We start from the raw sequence: 13,871 nt of genomic DNA on the forward strand, positions 1-13,871 counted from the left end.
AATAATAAAAATGAACTTTCGAATGAAAGTCCATTAAAATAAAAATGTAAGAGTTGCAGTTATTAGAACACTCTAGGAACCTAAAAAATTTTTTGGTTTAATTTTGATTTTTTTCATATGTAATCCTTTTACACTTGTTTGTATTTAAGGTAATCATGTTCACATATAAGAAATGGTTTAAGAAATAAATTGAACACCAAATTTCTTTGCTAACTCGCTTTCATTCGTAAGTCTACTTTATCAGCGAAAATAGTCGATGAATTTATAAAATATTTTTTTAACTTTCATTAAATGAATATTAGTAGTAAAATTAAAACCTAATTTTTTTCTAACATAATAAAGGGTTCTTTAATACAAAAAAATAAAAACCCTTAGTAAAATCTAAGGGTTAATTGATAAATAAGTTTTTAGTTATTCACTAAGTTTTAAACCTATTTACATAGTAAACTTGAGCTGCTGAAACTAATAAGTCACTTGAAGGATGCATAAAGGCAGGAACTTTTATACCATCAAAATCTACTATACCCATTTCTGAGGCGATATTGACAAATTTAGCAAAGTCACTATTATCATAATTTCCAGTTGGTTTTTCATATCCGTAATCTGATTGCTCTAATTGTCAAGCAATATAATTATCTTTATAAAGATCACTTTTATTTGCTAGTTGCTCTTTACTAGGATCTGCTACTTGATTATAAAAAACAATGTTGTTAGCGATCTTAGTAGGTGGTGTATAGTTGACAAAGAAGAAATTTTCAAAACCTGGTTTTGAAAATGATTCTTCATCTTCATCATACATCGCAACTTCTTCAGTTGAATTATTGTTTTGATAAGTACCTAGTAAACCAGTAGGTAAACCACTACTTCCGTTATAGTCTTCAGCATATCAGCCATCATAGATGTCTTGATGTGCTAATCTGGCAACTTCGTTAGCTTCTTGATCTGTTAGATAAGAAGGAATTATGTAACCATCTGTTAAAGTAATGCGACTTTTTAAATTAACAATTCTAATAGGGGTTCGATCATAACCTGATGAATTTCTTAAATCATCGTCATTATCAACTGCAAAGAAAGCATCTAGAGCATCCCCATTATAAATTACACCGACTGAAGTGTTTAGAGTTTGATCGACTAGTGAGTTTAAAATAATACTACTATCATTATTAAATATGATACGTGCAGTATTTTTTAAAGTTGTGTTTAGACCACTTTGCACGTTATTGATGAAGTCATTAACGTATGTTTGATAGGTAGAAAGTCCTAGTTTACCATCAAAATTTTCTTGATTTTGAGTAACCACATCTTCTGAACCATAAGCAATATTATCGCGCATTTCATCGTGAATTTGTACTAGTGAATCTTGGGGGATCAAATCTCTTAAAATGGTAAAAAGATTTCTAAAATCTCTTCCATTTGCTTTTTCTTGTGCAGTTAGGGTTGTTGAATTAGCAATTCTTGTGTCAAAATCAATTTCAAAATTTGCTTTTTCTTGATCGGTCAATTTTGATTTATCAATGTCACGATAATCATAAGCCAAGATTTTATCCTGCGTAAAATAAGGAACCATGAAGTTTCACATATGGAGCGGTTGATCACTTCCATAACGCGCTTCCAAAGTCTTTTTCAAATTTTCTTCTTGGAAGAATTGGTCAAAAAAACTTAGTTGTTGAAAGACTGCGTCGGTATAAGTTGCACGCGCTCAATCAGCATTATAAAAGGCTTTACCTCTAGCTGTATCACCTTCTAAATTAAAGAAAGCATCATAGTTAATTGGTCTTACTAAACCTAGTTCAATAAAGGTAAAAATCTGGTAAGAACTAGTAATACCTGCAGCTATTTTTTGGCTTAATAATTGATCTCTAAAGTCATTAATGTCTGCATAAGTACGATATGTGAAATTTTCAGAAATTTTTGCAATGTTACTTTCTGCCGCATAGTTAGCAAAGTTTAAAAAAACTTTTTTTGGTGGGTGAACTGCTTTAAAACCAATTGCACCAGCAACACCCAAAGCAGTCAAACCGACCGTCGATAATGGAAGGATAATTTTTAAAAGTCAAGTCTTACGATTCAACATTGTTGACTTCCTTTTTATTTTTTCTAACTAGATTTGTAAGCTGTTTGACAGTAATTTTAGAAATTCTAGAAGCACGTTTTTCATTGTCTTGAACTTCTTTTCTGATAGCAATATTTTTCTTGATTTTTAATAAGATATAAACAATATTTCCGATTAAAGTTGCGACTAATAAGAAGGTTCCTAGAGCAAGTGCTCAAGGTCTAAAAGTACCCCCATAAAGCTGAACTCCTAAGGTCTCAACATTTGATGTAATACGAGCCAAAATGAAGTCATCAAAACTAAGCACAACAGTGACAACAGTTGCTAGAAAAATAGGTAATGCCATGTATTTTAAATAGGTATTAAATCAGGTTCTAATTTTTCCATAACCTAGATCTTGACTAGCTTTAAATAGGCTAGGATTGAACTTTTCACTACGTGGAAAAAGCATTAAAATAACAAAAGGTAAGATCACAACTACGTGTGAAATTACTGCTCTAATTAACCCTTCATCTGTTAAAGAAAACGCGCCAAAAAAGCTGGTCATTAAAATCCCTAAACCTAGTGCTGTAATAATGTCGGGATTAACTAAAGCGATATTGGCAAGCCCTTCAACAACGACACGATGTGCTTTTTGTCTTTGTCTTCATAGACCAAAGACAATTAATAAAGAAAGTGGAATAATAATAATAACTGTTAAAAACGCAATAATTGTTGAATTAGCGATTGCATTTAACACTGAATCAGAAAATAATTCTGAATATGCACCTGTGTAAACTGAACCATCACTTGCATAGTTAAAACTTGTAAAGCTTAAAAAACCTCTTTGTGAAGGTGATGAAAAAGAAAAGACAACTGCAAAGAAAATAGGAATATAAGTTAATAAAACTATTAACGAAATAAAGATTAATTTTCAAATATTTTGGATCTTAAACATTTTTAAATCCTTTCAGTTTCATGATTAAACGGGGAATAAAATAGATCAGTAAATAAGCGAGCGTCATCAATGCTAAAGTAATGATAACAACGTTTGAAACTGAAGCAACTTTAAAGATATTTGCAGGCACTGCAAAAGTATCTATCAAGTTACCAACTAACTGAGTTTGGCTAGCATTAGGTAATAATTTATGGCTAATTCCAACGCTGGTTGCGCTTAGTAAAAACACTAGAACAAACCCTGATAAAATGGCCTTAATTGAGTAAGGTAAAACCACTTTTATGAAGGTCATAAATAGGTTGTAACCTAAGTCCTCACTTGAGTTAATAATGTTTTTAGGCATATCACGAAAGACTGTATAAAGGGGAATAATCATGAATGGTAAATAGACATAAATCATTCCGATAATTAGAAAAATTTCATTGTTCAATAATGCTTCATTACCACTGATTGCAGTCGAAACACCACGTAGTGCAAGCACACGCACCAATGTTAAAATAAACATTGGTGAAATGATTAATGATAAGCCTGCAACCCTGAAAATTGAGTTATTGCTGCGTGCGATAAAGTATGAATAAGGTAGTGCCACCATTAAAGATAAAATTGCTGCAACTAAACCTGTTCAAACTGAGCGACCTATAATATTTCACAGATTTTCATTGATTAAGTTGTAGTTATCATTAACGACAACTTCGCCATCTACGACCTCAGAAATAGGTGTAAAAGCTTTTACAAAAATAAAAATTAAAGGGATTACAATAAAGATAATTGCAAAGATTAAAAAGGGTATAACTAGTGATAGACGAATATTTAAATCTAGTTTTTCAATTAAAAACTTCTTAGTTTTTAATAACATAAGTTAAACGCTAGCAGGTGAAAATTCACTGGTTTTGCTAGTTCCTTCTTCAATTGCCATTAAGTGCATATCATCAATATCTCAAGTTAAATAAACATCTTGATCAACATCAAAAAAGTCTGTTGATTCAGTTTGTAAAACACGGTCATTGATCTCTACATCAGTAATATAGTAACTTCCTTTATAAGTTCAGTTAACTACTTTTCCTTTAAATAAACCTTGTTTCTTATTCAAATGAATATCTTCAGGTCTGATTAAAACATCGACTTTGTCGCCTTTATTGAACTCTTTATCAGTATGAATAGTTTTAAAAGTTTTGTCTAAGAAACTAACAAAACCATCACCTTGATAGACACCATCAAAAAAGTTTGATTCACCAATAAAATTAGCAACTCACTTATTAACAGGAAAATCGTAGATTTTTTCAGGATGGTCAAATTGTTCAATTCTTCCATCTCTTACAACGATTACTCTAGAAGATAGTTCTAGCGCTTCACGTTGATCGTGAGTGACAAAAATAAAAGTTAAACCTAGTTCCTCTTGCAGAGAAACTAATAATTTTTGCATTTGTGATCTAATTTTTGCATCTAGAGCTGATAATGGCTCATCTAGTAACAAGATTTTAGGACTAATTGCTAAAGAACGAGCTAGCGCCACACGCTGTTTCATTCCCCCTGAAAGTGCCAAGATATTTGAATCAGCACTATCTTGCAAACCAACTAATGAAAGCATTAGTTGGACTCTTTCATCGATTTCTTTTCTAGTTAAGGCACGGCTCGTTTTACTTTTTGTAAACTGTTCAGTTTTTAAGTTTACATAGTTTTCTCAGTAAGAATATTTAAAATCACTATCATCTAGTCATTTTTGCATTTTCTTACGTTTGCTAGGACTCATTGAAGTTCTTAAATCTTTTTCTTTTTCTTTAAAAACTCGCTTGATTTCTTTTTTTTCTGCTTCAGATGTTGCAGCCTTGATTTGGCTTTGATATTCTGCTTGCAGAGTTTTTTTCTCTTCACTAGTTAAAGCACGACCACTAAGTTGGGCGCGATACTCTGCTTGAGTTTTATCTAGTTTATCCATTTCTAGATCTGCTTTTTGTGATCAAACTTTTTGATTTTGCTTTAACACATCTTTATATTTTTCAACTAATTCTGCAACTGGCTTACGAATTAGTTTAAGACCATATTTAACATTACCTTTCACATCCAAGTGTGGAAATAACGCATAATCTTGAAAAATAGTTGATGTAGGTCTTTTATATGAAGATAGGTCTTTAACATCATGACCTTGGAAAATAATTTCACCACGGGTTGGATATTCAAAACCCCCTAGTAAGGATAGGATTGTACTTTTACCTGACCCAGAAGGACCTAGAATTGTAATAAATTCACCTTCATAGATTTTGGCATTTACAGATTTTAAAACTTTTTTGCTACCAAAGTTTTTCTCTAAATTCTTTAGTTCAATAATTGGTAGCTTTTTAGCTTTTTCGGCAAGAATTTGCTCTTTTTTTTCGAGCTTTTCTTTAATGTTTTTATAAGTTGTTTCGTTTGTAACTTCATCAGGAGACGGATCTTCTGAAAAAAATGCTTGCTGGCTCATTCACCCCTCTTTTTTAATATTGATATATAAAATAAAATGTTGTTTTTTATTAAGATATTTCTTTCAATGCTCGCACTAAAAACTGTCCGTAAAGATAAGTTTTACTTAATTGAAAAATTCTATAAAAAAAATTAACTTTTGCGTAAAAAAAGTTAATTTTTTCATGTTTGGTTGATTTATTTTCACATGTGTTTTAGGAAAATCTTTTGATAAGCCACAAACTGAAAAAATAAGTAGATTTTCAGTTTTATTTTTTAAATTTACTTAGTTCTTAAATAAATTTATTTGAAACGCCAAAAGCATATTTCATAATTTCATTTTGGTCTAATTTATCGTAAGTATCATGCATAATTTTTCCTTCACGCATAACTATTAAGCGATCATATAAACCAATAACTTCAGGTAAGTCTGATGAGATTACAACAACTGCTTTTCCTGATTTTTTAAGCTCATGCATTAATTTATAAATTTCTTTTCTAGCACCTACATCAACACCTCTAGTTGGCTCATCAAAAAAGATAATTTCAGGCTTAGTTAATAAGGCTTTTCCAATAGCAATTTTTTGCTGATTACCACCTGATAAACTATCCACATTATTTAAAGTACTTGACATTCTAACTTTTAATTTATCGGTAATTGATTTATTTTCAATTTTCTCTTTTGCTAAATTAATTAGTGAAGTATATTTATTTGAAAAACTTTTTAGTGAAGCTAAAGTTAAATTAAAGGCAATGCTTTTTTCTAAATGTAAGCCTTCCTCTTTTCTATTTTCTGACAAATAATAAACACCGTTATCAATTGCATTTTTAGGATGATTAAAATAAATATTTTTGTTTTTATATTCAATTGATCCATAGTCAAAAGAATAATAACCTGCAATTGTTTTTGCTAGTTCACTTCTTCCTGATCCGACTAAACCGCTGATAACTAATATTTCATTTGCTTTGATTTCAAATGAAATATTTGAGACAAATTTATTTCCTAAATTATTTACTTTCATCAAAGTAAATAATTCATCATTTTTAAATTTAAGAGGAAATTGTTGCTCTAATTTTCGACCAACCATTTGTTCAATTATTTTGTCTTCACTAGTGTCTTCTATTTTTGATTCACTAACAAAATTCCCGTCTCTAAAAACAGTAATATAGTCACCTATTTTTTCTAATTCATTCATCCTGTGAGTGATATATAAAATTGCTACACCACTTTCTTTTAATTTATGAATTATTTTAAATAGTTGTTCACTTTCTTCGGGACCAATTGATGAAGTGGGCTCATCTAGAATTAAGACTTTTGATTTTTGAGAAATGCCTTTTGCAATTTCAATCATTTGCTTTTGTGCAATTGAAAGATCTTTAACCAGAGTTTTTGGATTAAGATCCATATCAATTGATTTCAAAATTTCTTTTGTAATTGCATACATCTTTTTGTAATCAATTGTTTTGAAAATAGTTAAGGGTTCACGAGTTAATAAAATATTTTCAGCAATACTAAGATCATCAACTAATTTTAATTCTTGATGAACAATTGTAATTCCTAATTTTTTGAATTTATTAATTGAAAAATCTTCAATTCTATTTCCTTCAAAATAAACGCTCCCACTATCAGGTGCAAACATACCAGAAATAATATTTAAAATAGTTGATTTACCAGCTCCATTTTCACCCATTAAGATATTAACTTTTGAACGAAAAGCCCTGATTTCACCGTTGTTTAAGGCTTTTACACCTGAAAAAGTTTTGACTATATTTTTAGCTTCTAAAATTATTTCATCCACTAAAAGTTAACTCCACATTCGATGATAGCATTTGCATAAGGACTTGTTTCAGACGTTCTAATTATTAACATTGTTTTAGTTAATAATTCTTTTAACTCATCATGATTAGAAACAAATGTAATTTCTCTATTTGCATTATCTAAAATAGTTTTATAAATAACTGGATTTATTTCTTCAGTTTCAGGAGCTACATAAATTCTTTGATATTCTAACTCTTCTAAAACTTTTTTAAATACATCACTAAAAGATGGAACTCCTGGATAAAAAGATAAATCAATGATTTCTATATTTTTCTTTTTATAAGGAAGTGGCATTCCTGCATCCACAACTGCAATTAAATCAAAGTGACCCAATTTAGCAATTGATGCTACCAATTTTGGATTTAATATTCTATTTCTGTCTTTAAACATTTTTAAACCTTTCTTCAACTTCTTCTAGAGTTGGAATCGATTCACTTGAACCATTTTTTGTGACACTTATACTTGCAACTTTATTAGCAAAAATAATTGCTTCCTCGAGACTTTTATACTCACTTATTTTTTTAATAAAACCAGCAATAAAACTGTCTCCTGCAGCAGTTGTATCAACTACTTTTATACCTTTAATTACACCTATATTTTTTAATTCATCTTTCTCTAAATAGAAGACACCTTTTTCTCCATAGGTTACAACTATTATAGTATTTTTAAACTTATGTTTTAATTCAATTAATTTATTTTTTAATGTCTTGATCGTTGTGTTTAGAACAGAAAATAATAAATTAAATTCTGTTTCATTAGGAATTAAGTAGTCACATAAATTAATTATTTCATCACTTAATTTAATTGCAGGTGCAGGATTTAAGATGGTAATTTTGTTATGGTTTTTTGCAAGTTTTAAAACATCAAAAACAAAATTAAGATCAATTTCTAATTGCAATAAAATAATGTCTGAATTTAAAATTTGCTTTTCATATTTAATTGCTTTTTCATTTGCAAAATTTGCGTTTGCTCCCGAATTTAAAATAATATAGTTATTTCCTTTTTCATTAACAGGAATAAATGCTCTACCTGTGAAACTGTTTTTTACAATTTCAATTTCATCTAAATTCAAATTGTTTTTAATTAGATTCGGTAGCAAAATATCTTGATCTTTTTCGCCTATTTTGGCAATGAATTTACTATTAACTTTTAGCTTATTTAAAGCAATAGCTTGGTTTAAACCTTTACCACCTAAACTCTCGCTATATGATTTTGAATTAATGGTTTCTCCTATTTTGGGAAACCTTTCTAAATTTATGAAATGATCTCAATTTATAGAACCAATTGTGAGAACTTTTAAAGGATTTTTTTTATAAGTATTCATCAACATTTTCCTTACTTACAATAACTGTATCTGCTGCTTTAATTTCATCAATGGTTTCGCCATTTAAAAGTGAAACCATTGAATTGAAGGCGATTTCACCCATCAGTTTTGGTTGTTGAGCAACGGTTGCCACCATCTTGTCTTCCTTGATAGCGTTTAAAGCATCCGCATCACCATCAAAACCTAAGACATAATAATTATTTCCGATAACTCTTTCAAATGGTTTTTTAGTTGAAACAGTTTTATTTGAAGTAGTAATTGCATTAATAGCTCCAAGTGCCATTTGGTCATTATCTGCAAAAATTAAACTAAAGTTATTACCTTGTGAAGGTAAAGTATTTTGCGTTACTTGCTGAGCAGTCGCACGATTAAAATCACCACGTTGTTCAACTGCATATGGACCACCTAGACCTTCTAAAAAGCCTTTAGAACGATCATTTGCAGCTTGAGCACCTGCAACACCTTGAAGGTGAAAAACACCTTCATTGTAGCTAAAATTATAATTAGATATAAATCACTGTGCTAGTGATTTTGAAGCTGCCACGTTATCTGAAGCAATTGTTTGTTTAACTGCACCAGCAGTTGCATTATTAACACCACGGTCGACAGCAATAATAGGAATATTATTGCGATAAGCAGCAGCTAGAGAACTATTTCAGGCAGTTTCTGAATTAACAACATTAATGATAATACCTTTTACACCTTGAGAAATAGCGTTATTGACATTTTCAATTTCTTTTTGTTGATCATCTTGAGAATCAAGAATTTGCACTTTATATTTTTTATTATTAACAGCAACGCTATTAACACCGTTTGCTACTGCTGCAAAATAAGGGTTATTACGAGTTGATAAAATTAAAGCAATTGTTTCTAACTTTTCACTGTGACTAGATACGCCTGCTGCAATTCCTGCACCGATACCAGTAGCAGCACCAACTGCTACTAACAAAGTAAGCCCACTAGTTTTCAGAAATTTTTTAGTTATAAGTAATTTAAACATTTTGATTCCTTTCTAAACCCTTGACAGTTTCATAACAACTCTTTTGGCTTTAGTTCTAAAGTCAAAATTTTTGTCTAGTAAAACTGCTACTAAGATAATTATTCCTCTGAAAACTAGTTGCAAGTTTGAATCTACATTTAAGAAAACTAAAGCATTATTTAAAACACTGATTAATAATCAACCAATAATAGTTTTAGTAATAGTTCCTTTACCACCTGTTAAACTTGTACCACCAAGCACAACTGCAGCAATTGCTGATAATTCAAAACCATTACCTGTTTGTGGTTCAACTGATTGTACATTACCAATATAAGCCACACTAGCTAAACCTACTAAAATTCCACCAATTACAAATGCTGAAGTAACAATTCATTTAGTTTTAATACCACTTGCTTTAGCAGAGTTTTTATTAGATCCTGTTGCATAAATATATCTTCCAAATCTTGTGAACTTTAAAATAAATATTAAGAATATAGTTATGAAGATGAAGATAAATAAGGCTGAAGGTAAAACTCCGATTGTCCCTGTATTCAAGAAACTAATAGTATCATTATTTGAAATTGAAACAGGATACCACCTAACACAACATTTAGTAAACCACGGAAAACTAGTAAGCCAACTAAAGTTACAATAAAGGATTGTAACTTTCCATAGGAACTTAAAAACCCATTAAATAAACCAATGCTAATTGCTAGTAAAAAACCTATAACTATAGAGCCACCTAAATTAATACCAACTACTTGATTTAAGTATAGAATTAATCCTGCTGAAAAGCCGATTGCACTACCAACTGATAAATCTATGCCACCAGTTAGAATGATAAATGTCATTCCAATTGCTAAAAGTCCCACTGCAATATTTTGATTTAAAATATTATTTAATCAGTTTTGTGAGCTGAAAAATAAAGGATGAATTGCACCAACTATAATAGCAAAAATGATGATTACAAAAATTAATTTGTTATTTAAAATTCAGGTTTTAATTTTCTTATCAAAATTAATTAAATTATTTATGCTAAATAAATTTGCAAAATAACTACTAATTCTTTTCTTAAAAATTAAGACTTCATTTTTAATGTTGTAAACAGTATTTAATTTTTTAATTTGTTTCTCTTTTTTATTTTGTAATTCTAAAATTTTCATTTTTTTATTTTCATCAGAGACAACATTTTTACTAATCGAATTAATATAATTAATTTCTTTTTGATAGTCATTATTTATTTGATTTTCTTTAGAAGTTAATTCAGTGGCTAACTTATTAAAACTAGTTTTTAATTTGTTAAGTTGATTTTGATTTTGTTTTTTAATTTGATGAATTTGTTTTTTTAGATCATTAGATTTTTTAAAATTATGATCTTCTAATTCCTTTTTAAGAACTTCAACTTTTAATCTTTGTTTTTTAGTAAATTCTAGAAGTTGTTCATCAAATAATTTGCTTTTAGAGATATATAAATTTTTATAATAAGTTTTGGTTTCTTTTATCTTATGTAAAAATTCTTGTTTACGTTTTTTGAATTCCTCATTAGAAATTTTTTGATTTAAATAAGCAACATCCGATTTGTTTATTTGCTTATTTAATTTATTAATTTTATTTTGAGCTTTACTAACAATGTTTTCTTTTTTATTATTCACTTTCATTGCTAACTTATGAACTTTGTCTTGCTCTTCTAAAACTAAATTTTCATATTTTAATTTGTTTAATTCAAATTCTTTTTCAAGATTATTAATACGATCTTGATCAATATTTTCGAATTTTTTAATGAACTGATTTTCCATAAAAAAATTATACATGTTACATAAATTAGACTTAAATAATGAACCTAAAAATACCTAAAATAGGGGATAATTGTCATTATTTAATAAATTTGTGAAAATCTTTTCACAATTTCAAAAAATTAAAATAAATGCTTTAACATTTTATTTTTTAGGTTAATATTAGCAGTTATATATGTTCAAAATTATACAAATAAAATTGATATAAAATACCCGAAAATAATTTCGGGTAAGGATTTAAAAATAATATTATTCATATTCTAATTCTTCACCGTTATGGTTATAAGCTAGGTTATCATAATATTCCTGAGTTACTCTATCATTTTTTACATAAGTTGATCTAGGTTCCATAGGTGTATATCTTAAATAGGTTACAAAATATTCATCGAATAAATATCCGTATTTGTGGTAATCCAAATTATGGTTGAATCTTCATTCTTCGTATCTAGCTTCAGAAAGCAAGAATTTTATTGCGTATAAAATATTCCATAATAATTTAATTATTAATCAAACTATTTTCAAAGCATATTTAAATACCAAAAATATAAAAGTAAAATAAACAACTATAACTTTTAAAACTACACCAAGCATAACACTCTTTTTATTTATTTAACAGAACATAATCTTGACTTGCTTTATCTACTAATAAATTAGATCTAACAATCAATTTTTTTTAACACTTTTCATGAAAGTAAAAGGTATCATCGATTTATCAGATTTAGTAAGTGTATTAATATAAGCAACTTTGAAAACACCAATAATTTTTTATGAATTGTAATATTTAACTCAACGTTTATAATGATATTATAATTCAAGGAAAAAACTGAAAAATCAACTTAATAGTTATTTTCTTTAGTTATAATTAAATTAATATGAGCAATAAAGATTCAAAAATAGTAGTTAACAGACCGTGTGCAGAAGTGAAAAAGTTAACAAAGACACATGATATGAAAGAAACAGTTAATTCAGTTGAAATTCACCCATTCACAAATAAAGCCAGATACAAATATGAAGCAGAAGGTGACCCATTACCCCCTATATTACCTCCACCGCTAGGTCCTACTGATGATGAAGATTTTAACAAAGAATGAGTGCTGAAGCAAATAAGATTAGCTGCAAGTGAATTAAGATCTGAAATGAAAGATGGTAATGAACAGATTCGTTCTGAAATGAATCAAAAATTTGATGAAGCAAAGTCTGAAAACCTACAAATAGAAAAAAGAATAGAGAAAAAGTTTGATGCTAAATTGAAAAAAGCAACAAACGAAATTCGTTCTGAAATGAAAGAAGGTTTTTCAAGAGCAGAAAAACAAAATAAAGAAACTAATGAAAAGCTTGAAGAAATTTTAGATTTTCTAAAAAAGAAGGATAAATAAAAAACTACGAATCTTATTTAAATGTATTAACTTTCAACCAAATCAAAATCTACATTTTTGCAGAAATGCAGTAAAAATTTTAAAACATTGTATAATTTACACAGCATAGGTTATTCTAAACAAAACTTATTTCTTAACTATATGCAAAAAAATTGATCCCCCTCATTAGTTTTAAAACTATCACCTAGTACGCCCCATTGCTGTGATAGAAGTTGCTAAAGGCATGAGATATGAGAAAGAGTTAAATTTAATTAACTGTCTAACTAGCGTGTCCTCAAGTGTTGGATTGGGCTGTCATGCAAGTGGCAGATAAAAGAGCCTTTTTTGGCTCTTTTTTATTAAAACTCAAATTAACTACTTATTTTTATTAAAAATAAACACCAATTAATAATGATCGGTGTCTATTTGAATAAGTTTTAGATAATTAATTTTTCTTCTTTTTAGGTTCTAGAACAGATATTCTATCTTCCAATTCAAAAACCATCTTTTCTAGATCTCAATATCTATCAGCAAGCATTTTCATAGTATCTTCAAAAGTTTTTTGAATATCATCCTGTGTATCAACCATATTGTTATAAGTCTTAGTTAATTTAAGAAAAGTTGCTTTTAGCCTTGTACTATAACCACCTTGTCTTTTAAGGTCTTCTATTAATTTATTTGCTAACTTTTCCAATTGTTTAATACCTAAAGTAGTTTTTCCTAATTTTCTTGATCTTTCCATATTATGCAAATAATACAGTAAAAAAACGAGTTTTTCAATAATTTTCAAGAAGAACAACTATAAAATCGGCTTATTTAGATTTACATAAGTGTGAGAATTCAACTATTTCACTAAAAATAATTCTAGATCTTTTACTCTTGTTATCAGCACAGAAATATAATCAAGTGAATCATTAACATTAGCAAAAACTTCTCTTACTATGTCCATTCTTTCTCTTGAACGAGTGTCTAAAAATTGGCGATATTCATCAATTCTATCTAAAAAAACATTAATATTTTCTGCAACAAAGAATATATCACCTTGAATTTTCTCAACTTCTCGAGCGATAATTCTTAATTGAATTTCATGTCTTTTTAATCTGTTTGCTAGTTTAACTGGTTTCTTTCTTCTTTTAAATCTCATAGTGCTTAAAATGTTACAACAAAATTTACAA

At 28.6% G+C, this 13,871-nt stretch carries 14 protein-coding genes; 1 reads left to right on the forward strand and 13 read right to left on the reverse strand.

All coding sequences use genetic code 4. The features are described 5' to 3' along the window. Positions 1-418: 418 nt before the first annotated feature. The 11 genes from CJJ23_RS03315 to CJJ23_RS03365 all read right to left on the reverse strand — a co-directional run bounded on the left by CJJ23_RS03315 (position 419) and on the right by CJJ23_RS03365 (position 11,932). Entirely contained in the window at positions 419-2,074 is a 1,656-nt protein-coding gene (locus CJJ23_RS03315; protein ID WP_095334944.1) for a hypothetical protein, read from the reverse strand. Further along, the gene (locus CJJ23_RS03320) at positions 2,061-2,990 is read right to left on the reverse strand and encodes an ABC transporter permease (protein WP_180738022.1); all 930 of its coding nucleotides are present in this window, start codon (positions 2,988-2,990) and stop codon (positions 2,061-2,063) included. Before CJJ23_RS03320 ends, CJJ23_RS03315 begins: the two co-directional genes overlap by 14 nt. Then, the gene (locus CJJ23_RS03325; protein WP_095334945.1) at positions 2,983-3,846 is read right to left on the reverse strand and encodes an ABC transporter permease; all 864 of its coding nucleotides are present in this window, start codon (positions 3,844-3,846) and stop codon (positions 2,983-2,985) included. Before CJJ23_RS03325 ends, CJJ23_RS03320 begins: the two co-directional genes overlap by 8 nt. 3 nt (positions 3,847-3,849) lie before the next feature. After that, a complete protein-coding gene (locus CJJ23_RS03330; protein ID WP_095334946.1) occupies positions 3,850-5,448 on the reverse strand; it encodes an ABC transporter ATP-binding protein in 1,599 nt (532 codons plus the stop codon). A 271-nt stretch (positions 5,449-5,719) separates the two neighbouring features. Continuing rightward, on the reverse strand, positions 5,720-7,225 hold the full coding sequence (locus CJJ23_RS03335; RefSeq protein WP_095334947.1) for a sugar ABC transporter ATP-binding protein: 1,506 nt from the start codon (positions 7,223-7,225) through the stop codon (positions 5,720-5,722). Then, positions 7,225-7,635: a D-ribose pyranase gene (gene rbsD, locus CJJ23_RS03340; RefSeq protein WP_084232522.1), complete on the reverse strand. Its 411-nt coding sequence runs from the start codon at positions 7,633-7,635 to the stop codon at positions 7,225-7,227. Before rbsD ends, CJJ23_RS03335 begins: the two co-directional genes overlap by 1 nt. After that, positions 7,628-8,569 (reverse strand): ribokinase, encoded by a 942-nt coding sequence (locus tag CJJ23_RS03345; RefSeq protein WP_180738023.1) that lies wholly within the window; start codon positions 8,567-8,569, stop codon positions 7,628-7,630. The genes rbsD and CJJ23_RS03345 overlap by 8 nt, the downstream gene beginning before the upstream one ends. Continuing rightward, entirely contained in the window at positions 8,556-9,569 is a 1,014-nt protein-coding gene (locus tag CJJ23_RS03350; protein WP_095334949.1) for a substrate-binding domain-containing protein, read from the reverse strand. The genes CJJ23_RS03345 and CJJ23_RS03350 overlap by 14 nt, the downstream gene beginning before the upstream one ends. Positions 9,570-9,581: 12 nt before the next feature. Beyond that, positions 9,582-10,103, reverse strand: coding sequence for an ABC transporter permease (locus tag CJJ23_RS05295; RefSeq protein ID WP_095334950.1), 522 nt, complete (start codon positions 10,101-10,103; stop codon positions 9,582-9,584). Beyond that, entirely contained in the window at positions 10,046-11,359 is a 1,314-nt protein-coding gene (locus CJJ23_RS05300) for an ABC transporter permease (protein ID WP_095334951.1), read from the reverse strand. The genes CJJ23_RS05295 and CJJ23_RS05300 overlap by 58 nt, the downstream gene beginning before the upstream one ends. Before the next feature lie 231 nt (positions 11,360-11,590). Then, positions 11,591-11,932, reverse strand: coding sequence for a hypothetical protein (locus CJJ23_RS03365; protein WP_095334952.1), 342 nt, complete (start codon positions 11,930-11,932; stop codon positions 11,591-11,593). 281 nt (positions 11,933-12,213) lie between these two features. Between CJJ23_RS03365 and CJJ23_RS03370 the strand changes: the two genes are divergently transcribed. Further along, complete coding sequence (locus CJJ23_RS03370) at positions 12,214-12,717, forward strand: hypothetical protein (protein ID WP_143823632.1); 504 nt, start codon at positions 12,214-12,216, stop codon at positions 12,715-12,717. Between the two features lie 424 nt (positions 12,718-13,141). Here CJJ23_RS03370 and CJJ23_RS03375 read toward each other — a convergent pair whose 3' ends face one another. Then, positions 13,142-13,438 (reverse strand): hypothetical protein, encoded by a 297-nt coding sequence (locus CJJ23_RS03375; protein ID WP_095334954.1) that lies wholly within the window; start codon positions 13,436-13,438, stop codon positions 13,142-13,144. A gap of 102 nt (positions 13,439-13,540) precedes the next feature. Then, positions 13,541-13,840: a hypothetical protein gene (locus CJJ23_RS03380; RefSeq protein ID WP_095334955.1), complete on the reverse strand. Its 300-nt coding sequence runs from the start codon at positions 13,838-13,840 to the stop codon at positions 13,541-13,543. Positions 13,841-13,871 lie beyond the last annotated feature (31 nt).

The organism is Mycoplasmopsis agassizii (assembly GCF_002276225.1).
Lineage (GTDB): Bacteria > Bacillota_I > Bacilli_A > Mycoplasmatales > Metamycoplasmataceae > Mycoplasmopsis_B > Mycoplasmopsis_B agassizii_A.